This window comes from Pseudoalteromonas luteoviolacea (assembly GCF_001750165.1).
Classification (GTDB): Bacteria; Pseudomonadota; Gammaproteobacteria; order Enterobacterales; family Alteromonadaceae; genus Pseudoalteromonas; species Pseudoalteromonas luteoviolacea_G.
This window is the reverse complement of sequence record NZ_CP015411.1, coordinates 3,386,684-3,405,983: the sequence shown is the minus strand read 5'-3', so window position 1 is coordinate 3,405,983 and position 19,300 is coordinate 3,386,684. Positions and strand designations below refer to the sequence as shown.

The 19,300-nt window shown below is 42.0% G+C and carries 20 protein-coding genes; 5 read left to right on the top strand and 15 right to left on the bottom strand.

Features of this window, described 5'->3' with window-relative positions; translation table 11 throughout:
• Positions 1 to 89 precede the first annotated feature (89 nt).
• Positions 90 to 2,084 carry an EAL domain-containing protein gene (locus tag S4054249_RS14305; protein ID WP_230851918.1) on the bottom strand — a complete coding sequence of 665 codons (1,995 nt, stop codon included), beginning with the start codon at positions 2,082 to 2,084 and terminating at the stop codon, positions 90 to 92.
• A gap of 179 nt (positions 2,085 to 2,263) precedes the next feature.
• Entirely contained in the window at positions 2,264 to 3,160 is an 897-nt protein-coding gene (locus tag S4054249_RS14300; protein ID WP_046358617.1) for a TIGR01777 family oxidoreductase, read from the bottom strand.
• A 148-nt stretch (positions 3,161 to 3,308) separates the two neighbouring features.
• On the opposite strand from S4054249_RS14300, the gene S4054249_RS14295 reads away from it, so the two are divergent.
• A complete protein-coding gene (locus S4054249_RS14295; protein ID WP_046358618.1) occupies positions 3,309 to 4,340 on the top strand; it encodes an AI-2E family transporter in 1,032 nt (343 codons plus the stop codon).
• On the opposite strand, the gene S4054249_RS14290 is transcribed toward S4054249_RS14295, so the two are convergent.
• The 5 genes from S4054249_RS14290 to S4054249_RS14270 all read right to left on the bottom strand — a co-directional run bounded on the left by S4054249_RS14290 (position 4,330) and on the right by S4054249_RS14270 (position 7,367).
• Complete coding sequence (locus S4054249_RS14290) at positions 4,330 to 4,743, bottom strand: hypothetical protein (RefSeq protein WP_046358619.1); 414 nt, start codon at positions 4,741 to 4,743, stop codon at positions 4,330 to 4,332. The genes S4054249_RS14295 and S4054249_RS14290 overlap by 11 nt on opposite strands.
• Positions 4,727 to 6,070, bottom strand: coding sequence for an ATP-binding protein (locus S4054249_RS14285; RefSeq protein ID WP_046358620.1), 1,344 nt, complete (start codon positions 6,068 to 6,070; stop codon positions 4,727 to 4,729). The genes S4054249_RS14290 and S4054249_RS14285 overlap by 17 nt, the downstream gene beginning before the upstream one ends.
• Positions 6,064 to 6,738 (bottom strand): response regulator transcription factor, encoded by a 675-nt coding sequence (locus tag S4054249_RS14280; RefSeq protein ID WP_039607865.1) that lies wholly within the window; start codon positions 6,736 to 6,738, stop codon positions 6,064 to 6,066. The genes S4054249_RS14285 and S4054249_RS14280 overlap by 7 nt, the downstream gene beginning before the upstream one ends.
• Before the next feature lie 2 nt (positions 6,739 to 6,740).
• Positions 6,741 to 6,989: a PepSY domain-containing protein gene (locus tag S4054249_RS14275; protein WP_046358621.1), complete on the bottom strand. Its 249-nt coding sequence runs from the start codon at positions 6,987 to 6,989 to the stop codon at positions 6,741 to 6,743.
• Positions 6,990 to 7,067: 78 nt separating this feature from the next.
• Positions 7,068 to 7,367: a YciI family protein gene (locus tag S4054249_RS14270; protein WP_046358622.1), complete on the bottom strand. Its 300-nt coding sequence runs from the start codon at positions 7,365 to 7,367 to the stop codon at positions 7,068 to 7,070.
• A gap of 176 nt (positions 7,368 to 7,543) precedes the next feature.
• On the opposite strand from S4054249_RS14270, the gene S4054249_RS14265 reads away from it, so the two are divergent.
• Positions 7,544 to 8,968, top strand: a complete 1,425-nt coding sequence (locus tag S4054249_RS14265) for a sodium-dependent transporter (protein ID WP_046358623.1) — start codon at positions 7,544 to 7,546, stop codon at positions 8,966 to 8,968.
• A gap of 37 nt (positions 8,969 to 9,005) precedes the next feature.
• On the opposite strand, the gene S4054249_RS14260 is transcribed toward S4054249_RS14265, so the two are convergent.
• On the bottom strand, positions 9,006 to 9,650 hold the full coding sequence (locus tag S4054249_RS14260) for a CPBP family intramembrane glutamic endopeptidase (protein ID WP_046358624.1): 645 nt from the start codon (positions 9,648 to 9,650) through the stop codon (positions 9,006 to 9,008).
• Between the two features lie 137 nt (positions 9,651 to 9,787).
• Positions 9,788 to 10,399, bottom strand: a complete 612-nt coding sequence (locus S4054249_RS14255; protein ID WP_046358625.1) for an inner membrane-spanning protein YciB — start codon at positions 10,397 to 10,399, stop codon at positions 9,788 to 9,790.
• Positions 10,400 to 10,521: 122 nt separating this feature from the next.
• Here S4054249_RS14255 and S4054249_RS14250 point away from each other — a divergent pair, with 122 nt between their 5' ends.
• A complete protein-coding gene (locus tag S4054249_RS14250) occupies positions 10,522 to 10,797 on the top strand; it encodes an HU family DNA-binding protein (RefSeq protein ID WP_046358626.1) in 276 nt (91 codons plus the stop codon).
• A gap of 6 nt (positions 10,798 to 10,803) precedes the next feature.
• On the opposite strand, the gene trpA is transcribed toward S4054249_RS14250, so the two are convergent.
• Genes trpA through S4054249_RS14220 form a run of 6 tightly spaced genes read right to left on the bottom strand, consistent with a single transcriptional unit; the run spans position 10,804 to position 17,323 of the window.
• Positions 10,804 to 11,610, bottom strand: a complete 807-nt coding sequence (trpA, locus tag S4054249_RS14245) for a tryptophan synthase subunit alpha (RefSeq protein WP_046358627.1) — start codon at positions 11,608 to 11,610, stop codon at positions 10,804 to 10,806.
• Positions 11,607 to 12,788 carry a tryptophan synthase subunit beta gene (gene trpB / locus S4054249_RS14240; RefSeq protein WP_046358628.1) on the bottom strand — a complete coding sequence of 394 codons (1,182 nt, stop codon included), beginning with the start codon at positions 12,786 to 12,788 and terminating at the stop codon, positions 11,607 to 11,609. Before trpB ends, trpA begins: the two co-directional genes overlap by 4 nt.
• Before the next feature lie 10 nt (positions 12,789 to 12,798).
• The gene (gene trpCF / locus S4054249_RS14235) at positions 12,799 to 14,163 is read right to left on the bottom strand and encodes a bifunctional indole-3-glycerol-phosphate synthase TrpC/phosphoribosylanthranilate isomerase TrpF (protein WP_046358629.1); all 1,365 of its coding nucleotides are present in this window, start codon (positions 14,161 to 14,163) and stop codon (positions 12,799 to 12,801) included.
• Positions 14,156 to 15,160 (bottom strand): anthranilate phosphoribosyltransferase, encoded by a 1,005-nt coding sequence (gene trpD, locus S4054249_RS14230; protein ID WP_046358630.1) that lies wholly within the window; start codon positions 15,158 to 15,160, stop codon positions 14,156 to 14,158. The genes trpCF and trpD overlap by 8 nt, the downstream gene beginning before the upstream one ends.
• 8 nt (positions 15,161 to 15,168) lie before the next feature.
• Positions 15,169 to 15,753: an aminodeoxychorismate/anthranilate synthase component II gene (locus S4054249_RS14225; RefSeq protein WP_046358631.1), complete on the bottom strand. Its 585-nt coding sequence runs from the start codon at positions 15,751 to 15,753 to the stop codon at positions 15,169 to 15,171.
• Positions 15,743 to 17,323 carry an anthranilate synthase component 1 gene (locus S4054249_RS14220; protein ID WP_046358632.1) on the bottom strand — a complete coding sequence of 527 codons (1,581 nt, stop codon included), beginning with the start codon at positions 17,321 to 17,323 and terminating at the stop codon, positions 15,743 to 15,745. The genes S4054249_RS14225 and S4054249_RS14220 overlap by 11 nt, the downstream gene beginning before the upstream one ends.
• A gap of 503 nt (positions 17,324 to 17,826) precedes the next feature.
• On the opposite strand from S4054249_RS14220, the gene rnm reads away from it, so the two are divergent.
• Together rnm and S4054249_RS14210 are read left to right on the top strand one after the other, a co-directional pair.
• A complete protein-coding gene (rnm, locus tag S4054249_RS14215; protein ID WP_046358633.1) occupies positions 17,827 to 18,675 on the top strand; it encodes an RNase RNM in 849 nt (282 codons plus the stop codon).
• Position 18,676: 1 nt separating this feature from the next.
• A complete protein-coding gene (locus S4054249_RS14210; protein WP_046358634.1) occupies positions 18,677 to 19,297 on the top strand; it encodes an L-threonylcarbamoyladenylate synthase in 621 nt (206 codons plus the stop codon).
• The last annotated feature ends 3 nt before the right edge of the window (positions 19,298 to 19,300 follow it).

The window sequence follows — 19,300 nt, the reverse complement described above, 5'->3', positions numbered from 1 at the left end:
TTCACATATAAAACTATACACAGCATTATATTTAATAGACAAGTAGTAGAGTGTTGCTGGCCTAGTCCGTTAGTAGGACACATATCCCCCTAACTGTTATTGGAAGAGAAGTGCTCTTGATAGGGTATGATCTCTTGCTTGGGCAAAGCCTTCTGATAATACCATCCCTGAACAGTTTCAATTTGTAGACCACGAACAAACTCGAGTTGACGCTGAGACTCTACTCCTTCAGCGACTAAGTGTTTATCCATTTTATGTAGTAATTCAACTACATAGGTGTAAAAATCTGCACCTGACTCTTCTTGTGCATTATCTAAAAGTGATTTATCTAACTTAACAATATCAATAGGTAGATCGGCTAACATTGATAAACTTGAGTAGCCAGTGCCAAAATCATCAATCACAGTTTCTATTTTTGAAGAGCGAAGTTTGAGGATATTTTTGATGACTTTATTTTTGTCACTTAAGTAACCGGACTCGACAACTTCTATCTTTAGTTGATTAGGAAATTGATGAAACTTTTCGCAGAGATAGTTAATGAGCACGTGATCAGTCATGACTTTAGGGTTTATATTGATGCTAATGATAGGGAAAAAATCTTTTTTTCTAAAATACGCAAGGTCACGTTGGGCTTGCTCGATAACCCACTTATCAATAATGTCCGTTTGATCATGTTTTATTAATGTGTCCAAAAAGTATGGGCCGACCAGATTGCCACTTGGCTTTTGCAGCCGTAAAAGCGCTTCAAACCCATTTACAGTCGCTGAGATCTGACAAATTTGTGGTTGGTAATATAATTTGAGCTTTCCTGCACTGATATCATTTAGTACTTGGTTAAGCTCTTTGCTGGCATAGTCAATATCTCGTTGGTGTGCGATGAATACGGATTCACCTGTACTGCGTAATTGCTCTGATATTTTTAATTTATCGGTGAGCTTATTAATGGCGCTTTCAAAGTTGATTTGGCGGTTGTGCCAGTATAGAAAGGGGTAGTAGATAAGCGCACTGGTAACAATCAGACAGCTTTGCAAAATGACACCAGACACACCTCCAGATACTTTATAACCACTAACGAGTGCGGGAGTCATCCAGCTGAGCTCAATATTTGTTACGCCCACCCAGCCATGACTTAACACAAAGTAAGCGAATAAAAAGTTAACACTTGGTACCAAAATGAAAGGAACAAGCATAATCGGGTTTAAAAATATAGGCAGGGCAAAAACGATAATTTCACAAAAGTTAAAGATAGTAAAAGGAATAGAAAGTTTGGCTATGTTGCGTTCATGCCCACTGCGTTGCAGGCACAGCGCAGCCAGAATCAAGCCCGCAAAACAGCCTGTACCACTAATGAGAACGAAAGTGTCATAAAATGTTTTTGCAGAGATACCGGGCAAGATCGGTTGTGATAAAAACTGAGGGCTGAGTAGCATATCAAATGTATTATCTCCATGGATCCCAAGAAACCACAGACCATGTGTAATAAGCATTCTTTGATAGGTTAGCCAAGCAACGGAGGTATTGGTGGTATCTGGAGTGATCCACGAAGCAATGATATCACCGATGGCAAAGAGGATTGGCATAAACAGGTAGAAACTGAAAAAAACCAAAGAGAAAGGGAGGAGCGTGCGTAACTTTTCACTTAAAAAGTGGCTGACCCGATATAAATAACTATCGAAGTTTGGCTGAAGACGCATGCATAACACAAGCAGCAAACTACTAATGCTGGGAATGATAATTGCGAATGGCGTTGCGCCTGTGGGATTAAGTTCAAAGTTATTTTGCACGAAAATAATATACTGGCCATGCAGTGAGAAACTCAGCAATGCCAGCATGGCCCCAATGATCCCGCTTTGGCCGTAATTTTTACAGATAAAAAAGCCGATAGAGGTAGCGACTATGAGTGGAAATAAATTCAAAATTAGCGCTGCACCATTAAATAACACAGCATATAATTCATTACTTTTATTGATTAAATTAAAAAATAAGGCGCTGTTTATAATAAGAAGTGCAAGAGCACTGCTGACAAAGTAGGGTAAAAGAGCAATGAACGCCTCTCGCAGCGAGAGTAAGTACTTGCTGTGCAATATTGTTTGAATGAATTTATTGAATCGAGAGTAAGGCAATCATTCGGCTCTTTATAGATAGTATGTTTAATTATAATCATACTCTGGAAATCTGCATGTTCATGTGAGTGAGTATAAAAGACTATTTAGGAGTGTGAACAAAAAGGGCGCTCAAGTAGCAAGCCCTTTATGCCGTTTTGTTAGTGCATTATTTGCTTTAATGCTTCTTCTAATGATTGGTAGCGGAATCTGTAATTTGCATCGAGGGCTTTTTTAGGGATTACTTTTTGGCCATAAAGTAAAATATCAGACATTTCCCCAAACGCCCACTTTAAAAAACGCTCAGGAAGCCAGAAAAATGCTGGACGATTTAGGACGTTTGCAAGACAATTTGTAAACTCTTTATTTGATACAGGCTGAGGAGCCGTGGCATTGAATGCACCATGAAGCTCAGTATGGCGGATAAGGAATAAAATAAGTTGGATCATGTCGTCGATATGTATCCAAGACATAATTTGCTCTCCCGACCCCATCGGTCCACCCATACCCCACGAAAATGCAGGTAACATTTTCTTGAGTGCACCGCCGCGACGAGACAAAACAACGCCAGTTCGCAGTAAACAGACTCTGGTCTTTTCACTCTGGCTCGATAAAGCAGCCTGCTCCCAGTCACGACATAATTGATGGCTAAATTCGTCATAGGGCTTGTCGAATGTTTCATCGACTAAAACATCCGCATTTTGTCTGCCATAAAATCCAATGGCACTACCGGAGATGAATGTATGGGGAGGAGTTTCTGCGGCATTCACATAGTCAGAGATTTGCTGTGTAATACCTACTCGACTGTCGATGATTGCTTGCTTTTGTTTGTCACTCCATCTTTTGTCAGCGATGGGCTCTCCTGCAAGGTTAATGATGATGTCAATATCATTGAAGTCCACTTCTGATAGACAGGCGACAAAGCGTGAGTTTTGCCCAATTAGCTGTCTTGCTTTTAACTCATTCCTAGTCAACACGACCAAGTTGTATTTGTTGATTAAAAACTTACAAAGTTCCTGCCCAATTAGTCCGGTTCCACCCGTGATCAATATATTCATTCCACGCTCAATTATGATTTGGTTTATGTATGTTTTTTAATTAGCCCTAGTGCTTTGAATTTAAATTCAATTACAATAGTAGCAGATACATGTAAAAGTTATGTGTTAACTTTACCTTCAACGTTGCGACCTCGCATAAGGATCAACAGTGTCATCATTGACCGGCATAAACAAGAGCTTAGTTGTATTGGCCTCATTATTCATTGTATTGGCAGGTGTAAAACTTGCGAATGACATTTTAGTGCCGTTTATTTTAGCTGCATTTATTGCGATTATTTGCAATCCCTTACTCAAGTTTTTCGCCAGTTATCGTATTCCAAAAGGGGCTGCTATTGTGATTATAATCGCACTGGTGGCGTTATTAGGAATGAGTTTGGCGGGCTTGGTTGGTCAGTCTCTAAATGACTTTTCTCAGCAGTTACCAAGTTACAGAGAAGCACTTCAAAGTAAATTTATTTGGTTGGTTGATACCGCTGCGAATTACAACATATTGATCGATAAGCAACAGCTCATTTCTTTATTTGACCCAGGAAAAATGATTGATGTGGCTACTAATATGCTGGCAGGGTTTGGAGGAGTCATGGCCAATATCTTCTTAATTTTGCTAACGGTCGTATTTATGTTATTTGAGGCGCCGATGCTCAGTAAAAAAGTACATATTGCATTGGACGATCCACAAATGAAGATGCAACAAATTGATCGCTTTTTAAATTCAATCAATAGTTACTTGGCTATTAAAACGTTAGTTTCTTTGGCTACAGGTGTATTAGCGTGCTTTTTATTGTGGTTGCTTGATGTAGATTATTTTGTACTATGGGGAGTATTGGCTTTCTTACTCAATTATATCCCAAATATCGGTTCAATAATCGCTGCTGTGCCTCCCGTTTTGTTAGCCTTAGTAACACACGGTCCGGTCGTGAGTGGTTTGGTTGCGGCAGGATATTTATCTATCAATACCATCATGGGTAATATTATTGAGCCAAAATACATGGGCAAAGGCGTTGGGCTCTCCACTTTGGTTGTGTTTGTATCTTTAATATTTTGGGGCTGGTTACTCGGTACGGTAGGTATGTTGTTGTCCGTCCCCTTGACGATGGTGGTAAAAATTGGCCTAGAAAATAGCGAAGATGGTCGCTGGTTAGCGACCATGCTAGGGAGTTATGAAGAGGCTAAAAATTAGTTTGAAGCTCTTTGATGTGCTGCTGTAAAAAGGAAATTTTACAGCGCTTGAATACTTTGGCTGCTCGCGTCGAGTTTGGCAACTCTTTTAAATATCTCCACTTACAGGCGTCATCCATATATCGGCTTTGATTGAGCATACCGCGCTGAATAATAGGCATTAATTGAGTATTACCGGTATTTTTCTCAAGTTCCTCGGTGTCCATGATTAATTTAGTGATCCAAGTCTGACGATTGCGCTCTAGCTGCTCTATGTTGCCATCTAAGCACATCAGGTATTTTTTGGCTTTTTGAGGGTGGTCAGACTCCAGATGACTGCAATCTGTCAATGCTTCAGTGCGAGAAAACACCTCAAAACTGAATGCAACGGCAATAAATAGAAAGAAATTAATGGTTTTGGTCATCGCTAAACTCTATTGTAAATTGGGCACCGCCAAGCTCACTATACTCAATAATGATTTTGCCATGATAGGAAGCAACCAGATCAGAAACAATTGCCATACCAACACCGTGCCCCGCTTCATAGGTGTCTAACCTAGAGCCACGTTGTAAAAGTTCTTCTCGTTTGTTTTCAGGGATCCCTGGGCCATCATCACTTATTATGAATATAATCCCTTTTACGGTGTCCGTTTTAACAGTGATATCAACTTTATGCACACATGCTTTACATGCATTATCGATGATATTACCCAAAATTTCCATCAAATCGGTTTTATCACCAAGAAATGCGGCGTTTTGATCGCAATGAGCCGAGAAGTCTATTCTTTTGTCTAGGTAGACCTTACCCATTGCATTGAGGATAGAATCAAGTACAGGTTTTACTTTTGTTTGCTTTTTCCAGGTATCAGAGCCGCCAGTCGCAGCTCGTTTAAGCTGGTGTTCGATCATTGCGTTGATGCGATCTAACTGCTCTTGTGCTTCCGAATCGGCGGCGAGAGGACTCGATTTCAGTACCGCTAATGGTGTTTTCAAAGCATGTGCAAGATCACTTAAAGAGGCACGATAGCGCTCTTTTTGTCGCTTTTGCGAGTCTAGCAGTAGGTTGAGGTCGGCTTTTATTGTCGTGAGTTCTACAGGGTATAAACCTGATATCTTCTCCCGCTCACCGGCTTCGATTTCTTTTATCTCTTTATCTAGCCTTTGAAGTGGGCGAGCATTCCATACGAACCCGATTGCCATCAATGCAGCAATCACTACACCCATAATCAACATCCAGTTGACGAGGGTGTTTCTAAACTCCGACATCAGTGCAAGCAGCGCTGAGTTTTTCTTTAATAATATGAACTTTGCCTGTTGGGATTGGTCTGCATTCCCCAAAATCACGGTTAAGCTCAGCTGTCGGTAATCCTCTCCATTGTACCGGACTTTCTTAAATTCAGACGCGCCAGCTTGTGTCTGAGATACATCAGGTGTGACAGTGAGATTTACCGCGGATTCGGAGTACCAAACAAGCGTATTTTCTTGATAGACTAACGCATAGGTATCCGAGTTTAGACGATTTAATTCTGGTGCGAGGATTGTCCTTGGCATTGAAATACCATCAGATAAAAACTCCACTTCCGAAATTAATGAGTAAAGATGTGCTTCAAGGGTTTTTTCAGTGGCATCAATTAAGGTGGCATAATAAGCGCGCCCAATAGAGAAAAACAATGCGGGCAACGCGACGATTAAAACAAAGACAAGGATAAACCCTTGTCTTATTTTAAGAGATACTTGTGCACTACTTACCACTGAGTTTTGAACCTATAGCCTCTACCACGTAAGGTTTCCACTGGGTTCAATGAACCATCTGGGTCTAGTTTTTTACGTAACCGTAAAACAAATACTTCAATGACGTTAGAGTCTAAGTCAAAGTCTTGATCATAGATATGCTCTGTAAGCTCTGATTTAGAAATTACTTTGTGAGGATTGACCATTAAGTATTCAAGCACTTTGTACTCGTAAGCGGTCAGTGAGAGTTCTCTTTCATTAACGAACACTTGCTGAGAACGTGTATGTAATGTGATTGGACCAATGCTGATTTCAGGGTTAGCTTGACCAGCACTTCTTCTGATCAGGGCATTACAACGCGCGATTAACTCTTCAACATGGAATGGCTTGGTGAGATAGTCATCAGCACCTGCATCTAAGCCTTCTACTTTTTCTTGCCAACGGTCACGGGCAGTTAATATCAAAATTGGGATTTTGATATCTTGCGCACGAGCACGTTTAATTAATTCTACCCCGTCTAATTTGGGCAAGCCTAAATCGACAACAGCTAAATCAAGCGGATACTCTGTCAAATGAAAAAGGCCGTTTTCGCCATCATGACACAGGTCAACGCTGTATTTTTCTTTTTCTAGTACATTTCTTAGGTTTTCAGCCAGTTGTACATCATCTTCAATTACTAAAATTCGCATCGTCAGTCCTTCTTCACTTCACCCGTTATTTTGTGGACTTTTATATCAACTATCCTGCCGTCGCTCTGTAAAATACGTACAACAAAGTAATCACCTTCGAGGGAAATCTTAAGTGTTTTCCCAGGTTGTTTGGTGGTTGCTAATTGTACTGCTTCTTTTTTACTTATCGTGTTTTGCCCAGTCGCATGCGCCTGATTTATAGTCAGGGCAGAAACAAGCGCTAAAATAGCAAAACATAAAGGCAACTGCATTCTAAGCTCCACGTTAGGGTTGCTTAACATCTTGTGCAGCAGGTTAAGCTCACTTGACTTAACCCGTGCTGAACTTTGTTAAGGTAGTACTTTCTTATATGGTTTGACTACGCTATTCGCATACACGCCTGCTTCGATATAAGGGTCGGCATCAGCCCATGTTTTTGCTTCTTCTAAAGAAGAAAACTCTGCGATGACTAATGAACCGGTAAACCCAGCATCTCCTGGGTTTTCATCATCGATCGCAGGCAGGGGACCTGCTGCAAACAGCCTATTTTCCTCTTTTAACGCGTTTAGGCGCGCTAAATGAGCAGGCCTTGCTTTCATACGTTTTTCTAGAGAGTTTTCCACATCCGTTGAGTAAATCATGTAAAGCATAATAGTCAGAAATAATGCGTAATTAATTTTGTGTTTCGTATCATAGACTGGATTGTCCCTAAATGTAAATGAAATGACGTTATCTGAGGAGAATCCCTATTTATACTTGAAATACTCAGGGCAGGGCTGTTACAGTCCTTCGACTATCATGAAAAAATAATAATAAGGTTGTTTTAATGAGTGCAAATCGCGAGCAATTTAGCTCTCGACTGGGTTTCATTTTGGCAGCGGCAGGGTCCGCTGTGGGGATCGGAAATCTAGTTGGATTCCCAGTTTCTGCTGCAAAAAATGGCGGCGGTGCATTTTTAATCGTTTATGCGCTGTTTGTTATATTTATTTGTCTACCCGTTATGATTGCTGAAATGGCCTTGGGTCGTAAAGCGCAAAAAGATCCGTATGGTGCTTATCATTCTTTAACTGGGGGTGATAAAAAGTGGTCGTTTGCTGGAGCATTGGCTGTATTAACGCCATTTATGATTGCAGTTTTTTACATGGTTATCACTGTTTGGATTTTTGGCTATCTGGTGCAAACTGTCATGGGGAACCTGGACCAGCTAGCAACCCCGAGTAATTTTGGTGTTTTTATTAACGAGTATAGTGTTTTTGGTTATATGGCCGGTGTCGCTATCTTGGTGAATCTTATTTTAGTCGGTGGCGTAAAAGAAGGTATCGAAAAGGCTGCCAAGCTGATGATGCCAGCATTATTTGTCCTCTTGATCGGTTTAGTAGCTTATGTGTTGACTCTCGATAATGCGATGGCTGGTGTACGTTATTACATTGTTCCTGACTTTTCTAAAATGGATGCCAGTGTCTTAAATGGTGCGCTGTCACAAGCATTTTTCTCATTGTCACTCGGTATGGGTATTTTGATTACTTATGCGTCTTACATTTCTAAGAAAGAAGACATTGTAGGTAGCTCAAAAATGGTAGCAGTCACTGATTCGTTAGTGGCATTTATTGCAGGCCTAATGGTACTACCTGCTATTTTCAGCTTTAACCCAGACGTTAAACTTGACGAGTTATCAGATTCATCTGTTTCCATGATTTTTGTATATTTACCTCAGCTATTCTTAACGATGCAAGCCGATATCGGGTATACAGGTGCATCGATTGTTGCGGGTATATTCTTCTTATTGGTATTTTTCGCGGCGATCACCTCTTTGGTATCAATCGTAGAAGTACCGACAGCAAGCTTAATGGAAGCTAAAGGTTTCAGCCGTAAAAAGTCATTGACGGTATTGGCTGTATCGACAGGTGTGTTAACTGTGATGTGTACAATGTCTTTTGGCATGGTTGAGTGGTTGACGAAGTTTACCCAGTATGGCGGTGTGGATAAGAGCTTTTTTGATATTGTTTCTGATGTATTCTACGACACGATCTTACCGTTTAACGGCTTGTTACTATGTTTGTTTGTTACTTACCGTTGGAGAAAGGCGAGCTTATCTGATGAACTGTCACAGGGCTGTGAAAGCTATAAAGGCAGCTTTATGGAGAAGTACGTCAACTTCTCGCTGTCGACGTTTATTCCGGTGATTTTGCTGGTGATATTCGTCAATACAGTTGCAACCAAGTACTTTGCTGTTAGTTTGTTTGGTTTCTAATTGATAAATAAAAATGTGGGGCGCTTGCCCCACATTTTTATGTGAACGTGACACCCGTATCTAAGTATTTTCCCGCCCCAATTGTAAATATCCAAAGCCCCCATAAACTGTGCTCTAAGACACATACAGCTAATGATCGGCTGTGTGCATAGGTGTATGAAAACAACAAGCCGCCTAAAAACGACAAAATGATGGCCATCCAGTTATCGTATACACAATGAGCCAATGCAAACACACTGGCGCTAAGTACCACTCTGACAGTCTTACTCGGTAAAATGCGTTTATATCGGTGAAAAAAGTAGCTTCTAAAAATGAGCTCTTGTGGCAATACGGACAACACAGGGTAGGCGACTAACAGGACTAACCAGTCCAATGTTGAATTGATAGGCAATGAAAACCAGCTCTCTTGACTAATTAAACCGTAAAGCATGCCAGAGAAAAGTGCCCCAATAAAAAACATTGAAAACAACCGTTTTTTAATGGCTGAGAACTGTCCGAGGCTGGTCAGCCTAAACCTTTTAAAATGAGGGTCAGCGAGGAGTAAGTAAGTGCACACTACCATCAGTGTAATTAGTGCAGGAAAGAGCCAATTAGCTAGCTCTGCGCGAAATAAATAAGCGACACAAGGAAGAAAAATAAAAACAGAGAATAATTCAAACCATCGATATTGATGTGCGTTCAAAGGGCCACCCTACTGAAAATCTGCCTTGCTTAAAATATAGCAAGGGGTGTCATTTTGGCTGGATCTTTTACTGAGTTATTTTCACTTTCATATGGCTTGATACTGTATAGGCAGATGACTGAATTACAGCGTTTTCCTTATTCATCTTCTGGAAGGTATTTAGATACCTTAGCGATGGTTAACATGACGGCGATAAAAGTGATTGCCATCAAACCAAAGACCTTAAAGTTGACCCAAAAATCGAGCGAAAAAGTATACGCTACGATTAAATTTAATATCGCAATGATGAAAAAGAGTGCTGACCAAGCGAGATTAAGCTGCACAAAGAGTGAATCGGGGATTGGGAGATCTTCGGCTCTTTGCTGTTTGGATTGTTTATTGTTGCTTTGATCAGTTTGATGCATTTGCTTCATGGCACTATTAAGGACACCGAGCAAAGCTTTTTGGGTGAGGTTTTTACCTAACACATGGTGTGACACCAGTAGTGTGATAGCCAGCGCAGCGTATATGATAGTGGCTTTCCACATGATGAACTGTTCGTCTTGGAACAGTATGGTTAATCCGCCGAGCAATAAAGCGATGGCAAAGAAGATCCAATGCCGTTGAGAGATTGCGCCCTCTTTAAAATATTGCCATGCCATTTGTATTAAAGATGCGACAATTAAGATACCCGTAGCCCAAAATATATCCATAAATTTATAGACGAGAAAAAATAGGATAAGGGGTAAATATTCAACGATAAATGCCATTTAAAACCTCGTGCTACCATACCTCTATTGCGTTGTATCAAGTTATGACAATAAGTTCAAGATTGACTTTTAGCTGCTAAACTTCTAGCCTCCGCACACCTTAAAAATAATTTGAGAACTCAATGAATAAGAGTGAATTAGTTTCAGCGATGTCTGAGCGCAACGAACTGACTAAAAAGGATTCAAAAGCAGCGTTAGACAGCATTTTAAATGCCATTACAAAACGATTGTCAGAGGGCGATCCTGTTGCATTATCTGGTTTTGGCACGTTGACGCTAAGCTATCATCCTGCAAAGGCGGGAAGAAACCCAAAAACTGGGGAAGAAATTATCATAGAAGGTCAAAATAAAGTGTTATTTAAACCAGCTAAGGCATTTAAGGATGCCCTAGCTGATTAGGTAAGCTTACTTGGCGGTTGCAGCCTTCATGGTTGCAACAAACTCACGCAAACGCTCGCACATCAGTGTTGGCTCATTCAAATTATCTTCAATAATTTTCACGACGGCTGAACCTGAAATTGCACCTGCTGCGCCTGACTTAATGGCTGCTTGTACGTGTTCCGGTGCAGAGATACCAAAACCTAATAACGTAGGAGCTGCATTATATTCGTGCAGTTTGTTGATCATGGTATCTGCTGGCATTTCCGCTTTAGTTTCTGTACCCGTTACGCCTGAACGTGATAACAAGTAAGTGTACCCGCGGCCATAGCTTGCACATTGGCGCAGCGTATCATCACTGGCGTTAGGCGTTGCGATGAAGATGGGCTCAATTTCAGCTTGTTGCGCAGCCTGTCTGAACATTTTTGATTCATGTAGAGGCACGTCAGCGACTAAGATAGAATCAACTCCCGCATCTTTTGCCTGTTGATAAAAGTTTTCCAGACCTTGTGCAAAGATTAAGTTGGAATACAAAAGTAGACCGATAGGAATGTCTGCATTGTACTCTCTGATCTCGCGAATGATATCAAAACAGTCTTGTGTATTGATTTTACTTTCAAGTGCACGGATATTTGCCGCTTGGATCACCGGACCATCTGCAATTGGATCTGAGAATGGGATCCCAAGTTCTAGCGCATCAGCACCGCCGTCTATCAAGCTTTTTACGATATCAATACTGATTTCTTTTGTCGGATCGCCTAAAGTAACAAACGGCACAAATGCACCTTCTCTGGCGTCATTTAGGCGTGTAAATAAGTTGCTGTAACGGCTCATAGTGCACCTCGCTCATTCAATACATTGTGTACATGGGCAAGATCTTTGTCACCACGGCCACTTAGGTTTACGACAATTACGGTTTCTTCTGTTTGCTGCTCTGCGTACTTTAATGCGTACGCGATTGCATGGCTTGATTCAAGGGCTGGGATAATCCCTTCATGTTTTGCTAGAGCTTGGAAAGCATCGAGGGCTTCAGTATCTGTGATCCCTACATATTGTGCGCGGCCTGTTTTGTGCAAATAAGCGTGCTGAGGACCTACGGCTGGGTAATCAAGACCGGCAGACACAGAGTAGGACTCTTCGATTTGTCCATCACTGTCTTGCATAATATAAGTATACGCGCCGTGCAAGATACCTGTACTACCTTTACAAAGGGCTGCACCGTGCTCGTCTGTATCTAGGCCTTTACCTGCAGGCTCTATGCCCACAAGCTTCACTTCTTTTTCATCAATAAAATCTGCGAACATACCGATTGCATTTGAGCCACCACCAACACATGCCATCACTACATCAGGTAGACGACCTTCTGCTTCAATGACTTGTTGTTTTGCTTCTTCGCCGATCATGCGCTGGAAATCGCGCACAATGGTTGGGAAGGGGTGAGGGCCCGCTGCTGTGCCTAATAAGTAGTGTGCTGTTTTGTAGTTTGCAGACCAATCACGCATTGCTTCATTTACAGCATCTTTTAGTGTGCCAGAACCCGCTGTGACAGGAATAACTTCAGCACCCATAAGACGCATTCTGAATACATTCGGCTGCTGACGTTCAACATCTTTTGCACCCATATAAACTCGACACTTTAAGCCAAGTAGTGCACATGCTAAAGCGGTTGCTACGCCGTGTTGCCCTGCGCCAGTTTCAGCGATGACTTCTTTTTTACCCATACGCTTGGTTAACAGTGCTTGGCCTAATACTTGGTTAGTTTTGTGTGCACCACCATGAAGTAAATCTTCACGTTTTAGGTACAGTTTAACTTTTGAGTTTTTGACTAAATTTCGAGACAGCGTTAATGGCGTTGGACGGCCCGCGTATTCGTTTAGCAGTGCATAAAACTCGGATTTAAAGCTTTCATCTTGCTGTGCTTTTTCAAATTCTTGTTCAAGTTGTTTTAGTGCTGGTACGAGTAACTCTGGAACATACATGCCTCCAAAATCACCAAAATATCCTGTATTCATTCTATCCACCTCAGTATTTTCGAATATTGTTAAAAGCGTCGCGTAATTTTTCAGGACACTTTTTACCGGGGCTCGTCTCCACCCCTGAATTAAGATCAAAGCCTGCTGCACCTAAATAGGAAGCGTCTTTAACATTGTCCGCGTTAAGTCCGCCTGCAAGCATAAATGGTTTTTTTGCACTTTTAAGTAGTTGCCAGTTGAAAACTTTTCCAGTTCCGCCAAAAGCCGACGGGGTTTTTGTGTCGTATAGGTGCTTGTCTACTTCATCAAATGGCACAGGAAATTCATCGACGATGCCCTGAGCTTTCCAAATTTGGCAATTGACAGGTAGTTGTTTACGCAGCGCACTGATGAATTCTTGTGTTTCATGGCCATGTAATTGCACCACACTCAACCTAAGACTTTGAGCATATTCCACAACCTGCTCAAGCGGCGCATCAACAAAAACGCCGACATATTTGAGAGGGGCACTATCCACTACTGCTCGAGCGCAGTCATAGTCGACAAATCGCGGAGATTTCGGATAAAAAATCAAGCCACCGTATACCGCACCAGCTTGATATGCCGCAAGGGCATCATCAACACGTGTTAAACCACAGACTTTATTTTCACCCAAAATAAGCTTGCGACAGGCGCCTTCCAGATCTGTTTCAGCCATTAAAGAGCTACCGACTAAAAAGCCATTGCAGTGAGCTGTGAGTCGCTTAACATCATTATGTGTATAAATGCCTGATTCAGAGATAACTGTTTTGTCACCTGGGATAAGCTTTCTGAGTTGCTCAGTGGTCGCCAGATCGGTGCTGAGATCTCTCAAGTTACGGTTATTGATGCCGATTAGTTTTGCATCAAGGCGCAGTGCTCTGTGCACTTCCTCTTCGTTGCTAACTTCCGTTAGCACAGCCATGTTAAGAGAGTGGGCAAGTGCCGCCAGTTTTTCATATGTTTCATCATCTAAGACAGACAGCATTAATAAGATGGCATCGCCGCCTTTCAGACGAGCGAGGTATACCTGATACTCGTCAATGAAAAAGTCTTTACAGATAAGTGGTTGTTCAACTTTACCGCGTACATAGCTTAAGTAATCGAAGCTACCTTGGAAGTATTTCGCATCAGTCAAGACACTGATACAGGTTGCGTACTTTGCGTATACAGACGTAATTTCATCTAGGTCAAAATTCTCTCTGATCAGACCCTTTGAAGGCGATGCCTTTTTGCACTCTAAAATAAACTGAATGCCAGGCTTTGCCATTTCACCATAAAAGTCACGTTCACTTGGCTTAACCAATGATTGAAATTCACTTAACGGCAATGTTTTTTTACGCTCAACAAGCTCAACTTTTTTGTCTTCTACGATCTTTTCTAAGACGTTAGGCATGACTGACCTCCGCAATTGTTTGCAGTGTTTGAACACATTTACCTGATGCTAATACGTCTAAAACTTGCTTTGTGCCTTCTTTAAGGTTGTCAGCTTTGCCAGACATCACCAGTAACGCGCTGACATTGGCGGCAATAGCTGCATTGTGTGCTGCCTTTCCGTTGCCGGCTAAAATATCGCGAGTCGCTTGTGCGTTGTATTCAGGGGTATCACCTGCAATATCTTCAAGCGAATAATTATCTAATCCAAAGTCGGCGGGTGTAAGGCTGTATTCAGTAATTTCACCATTTTTAAGCTCGGTGACTTGTGTCGTGCCATGCAATGCGATTTCATCACACCCAGCACCATGTACTACCATTGCTCGCTCTGTCCCGAGCATTTTCAACGTTTCTGCCATTGGACGACACAGCGCAGGGTCGTAAACACCCAGTAGTTGAAGCTGTGGCTTTGCTGGGTTTGCAAGCGGGCCTAAAATGTTAAACAAGGTACGTGTTTTGAGTTTGGTGCGCACTGGCATCGCGTGTTTAACCCCGCTGTGATAAAGCGGCGCAAACAAGAATGCAAAATTGGTTTGCTCTAGGCAGTTTGCCCCTTGCTCTGGCGTCATCTCAAGGTTTATACCCAGTGTACGCAGTAAATCAGCGGATCCTGATTTACTTGAAACACTGCGGTTACCGTGTTTGACCATGGGGATACCACAGGCAGCAGCGACAATCGCTGCGGTTGTGCTGACATTGATGGTATTAGTACCATCGCCGCCTGTTCCACAACTATCTGCGCAATAAAGACCTCGATTATCAAAAGCCACAGCGTGGTCACGCATGGCTTTAGCAGCGCCCGCTATTTCTGAGGCTGTTTCCCCTTTTATTTTCAGGGCGATGAGGGCGGCAGTTAATTCTACTTCTGATAGTGCACCTTGCATAACTTGCCCAAATAGCTCTGTTGCTTGCTCAAAGCTGAGAGATTGCTGTTCAATCAGCTGATTTAAACTTTCCATGTTGCCTCCTAACAGGTCAAGTAATCGATGCTTTGCTTAAGCAGCTTGGCACCATCTGGCGTTAAAATTGATTCAGGATGGAATTGGTAACCAATTACTTTGTCAGTTGAGTGGTATACCGCCATCGGAATATCTTGGTATCGAGCAATAATATTTAGTGACTCAGGTACACTTGTCGCCATAAGAGAGTGATATCTCGCGACAGGAAACTGCCGACCCAAGCCTGCAAAAACCGGGTGTTCATCAACGTCAATTTGTGACGATTTACCATGCACGGTTTCACCCGCATGACCAATGGTACCGCCATAACTTTGCGTGAGTGCTTGCTGGCCAAGACATATGCCCAGCATTGGGAACTTACCTTTGCACAATTCAATCAGTTCAAGCAAACAACCTGCTTCACTCGGTTTTCCGGGGCCCGGGGATAGTACCAGCACAACAGGTACTGTTTCATTACACATTTTGTCGTAGATAGTTCGTGCATCGATATGGTTGCGATAAACAACTAACTCACTACCAAGTTGTGATAACTCATCAACGAGGTTATAACTGAATGAGTCGAAGTTATCTAAAAAGTATACTTTAGGCGTCATGACCCACTCCTTGATAACTTGACTGAATCGCTTTGATCACCGCGCGCGCTTTGGCTTTCGTTTCATCGGCTTCGGCTTGCGGATCTGAGTCATAAACGACGCCAGCACCAGCCTGTACATAGGCTGTGTCATTTTTTACGAATGCAGAGCGGATAACTATACAGGTGTCCATTGCACCATCACCAGTTAGATAGCCAACAGCACCCCCATAGCTGCCGCGACGTTGTTGTTCTGTATCACGAACAAGTTGCGCAGCTTTTACTTTTGGAGCACCTACTAGGGTTCCCATGTTCATGCAGGCTTGGTAGGCATGTAATGCATCAAGATCTGGCTTTAATTGACCAACTACTCGAGAGACCAAGTGCATGACTTGTGAGTAGCGGTCTACTTTAAGCAATTCTTTAGCATGACGAGTTCCTGGTACACTGATCCGTGCAACATCGTTACGAGCTAAATCGACGAGCATTAAGTGTTCTGCACGCTCTTTTTTGTCGTCACGAAGATCAAGCTCGATGCGACTATCTAAATCAGGGTTAATGGAGCCATCTGCAAATTTGCCGCGAGGGCGTGTGCCAGCAATTGGGTATACTTCGACTTGATTACTGTCTTGGCAGTATTTCAAAGCCGACTCAGGTGATGCGCCAAATAACACAAACTTTTCATCTCGCATATAAAACATATATGGGCTTGGGTTTTGCTTTTTCAGATGCTTGTAGGCGGCAAGTGGCTTTGCGCAAGGCAGAGAGAAGGTACGTGATGGCACAACTTGAAATATGTCGCCATCAACAATATTCTTTTTCAGCTTGACGACTTGGTCTTTGAATACCTCATCACTGATATCAACATTAACGTCATGCGAGGTATCTTCAGGCGCTTCTTTATACGTCTCGTACTCATCACATTGACGATTGAGCTCTTCAAGTTGCTTGCCTACTTCAAAACAGTTTGCATGAACATCTGGGCCATTAAACACATTGCCTATTAGCTCTGTGGTTTTGGCTTGATGGTCAATCATGACTAACGTTTCAGCTAGATAAAATACATAGTCAGGGCAGTCATTTTTACCATCCGGTACCGTTGGCAGTGTTTCAAAGTTGGCTACCATGTCATAAGCAAACACTCCACCTAAGAAGACAGAGAATGGCGTATCTGAGTTACGTTTAATTGAATTAATACAAGTACGTAATGCACTAAATGCATTGTCTGCTTTTAGTTTACTGTACTCATCTAATGATAAATCTTGAGCATTATATGTTAGTGTAAGTACAGCATATTCTTTAACAACTGTGCAGTTATTTACTTGGTCAGCCAAGTAGTTTAGTAATTGCTCACCATTATTTGATAGTGCACGCACTTTCACTTCAAGGCCGTTACACTCAATACGAAGTGCCGCATCGGCCAAGATAATACTCTTTACATTGTCTTTTGAGTCTATTTCCGCAGACTCTAACAACAGTGTGTTGGGTTTATTGAGGGCCGCGTATAATGACAAAGGGCTTTCGATATAATCGCGCCGCTGCCTTATACTCGTCACCTCACCCGGTGTTGTAGTTATATGACTAAAAATCAAACCTCATTCCTCTTTAGTACAAAAAACCCCCCGAAGTATTTTTACTTGCGGGGGGTGTGTATTTAGTTACAACAATGCCTTCCCGCTATTTCAGGCACCACCACCAAGATTTTGTAGATGAATTGTTGCAAAAATTGTTAATCACTAAAAAAATTCCATAAAAAAACCCGCGGACTCAGCGCGGGTTTAAAAGTTGCTAGACACAACGAATCACACCCGCAATTACGAGCGCCACCACCAAACGATTTTTGTTTTTTGTGTTAGAGTCATTTGTAAAGTTTTCGTTATGTCAATTTAAGTGCCTACAGTAAACCTTACTCAGGTGTAAATTGTCAAGCACTAATATCAAAAAATAAACAATCGTCCGTTATTCATTTCAATAATACGATTTTTGGCCTAGTAAAAATGGCTAAATTCACCACTGTTTTGAGAGAGGAAATAAAAGCGCACTCGTACTGACGGGCATGGTATACTGCGCTCACTTAGTTTTTAAGGGGAAAATTTTGATTAAATATGACTTACACAGTCATAGCACTTTTTCTGATGGGCGTTTAGCAGTACCTGAGCTTATTGAGCGGGCAACAGAAAAAGGCGTTGATGTACTGGCATTAACTGACCACGACACGGTTGCGGGTGTATCCATTGCGCGTGACTATATTGCAGAAAAAAACTTAGCATTAGAGTTGATTTCAGGCGTTGAGATTTCTACCAAGTGGGAAAGTTTTGAAATTCATATCGTTGGTCTAAATATTGACATCGATGATACAAATCTGCAGGCATTATTGATACAGCAGCAGCAAAAACGCCGTGAACGAGCCAAAGAAATCGGTGCTCGCCTTGAAAAAAGAGGCTACGAAGGTATTTATGCGCAAGCCTTAGAGTTGGCACAAGGTGCAGAGATAACCCGCGCTCATTTTGCGAAGGCGCTTGTTGAGCGCGGTGTTGCAAAAAATATTCAGGGCGTATTTAAGAAATTTTTAGCACGCAATAAGACCGGCTATGTGCCCAGTGTTTGGTGTTCTATGCAAGAAGCCATTGAAGCCATTCAAGGTGCGGGCGGTGTTGCTGTGTTGGCTCACCCTGGACGTTATCAGATGTCCAACAAATGGCTGCGAAAATTACTGGATGAATTTACTGTTGCTGGTGGTAAAGCGATGGAGGTAGCACAACCTCAACAAGCGCCGAGTGAAAGGCAGTTTCTTGGCCAGTTATCGCAAGAATACAATTTATTAGCCAGCCAAGGGTCTGATTTTCATTATCCTACTAGCTGGTTAGATTTAGGAAGAAATCTATACTTACCAAAAGATTGCCAAGGTGTATGGCAATTTTGGGGAGCCACAGAGGAATGTTAGCATGAGTCAATTTTTTCATATTCACCCAGATAACCCGCAAGCCCGATTGATCCGTCAAGCGGTTGAAATCATCCAAAAAGGTGGGGTGGTTGTTTATCCAACTGACTCGGGTTATGCGATCGGTTGTAGTTTAGGAAACAAGCAGGCAAAAGAGCGCATTGAACGTATTCGTGGGATCGAAAAGCATCATAACTTCACATTAATGTGTCGCGATCTATCTGAGTTATCGACTTATGCGCGTGTTGATAATCAAATGTTTCGTTTGATAAAAAATAATACGCCGGGACCGTATACCTTCATTTTAAAGGGCACCAAAGAGGTCCCTAAAAGGTTGATAAACGAAAAGAAAAAAACCATAGGTATTCGCGTCACTGAGCATCCAATAATCTGCGCGATTTTAGAAGAGCTCAATGAACCGTTAATGTCTTGCTCGCTTATCTTACCTGGTGAGCAGTTTACAGAGTCTGATCCGGACGATATTCGCATGCAACTTGAAAAGCATGTTGACCTTATTGTGCATGGTGGTTATTTAATCGAGCAAGCGACCACAGTGATTGATATGTCTGAAGACAATGTCGAAATTTTACGTCATGGATGTGGTGATACCGCACCATTTGAATAATTC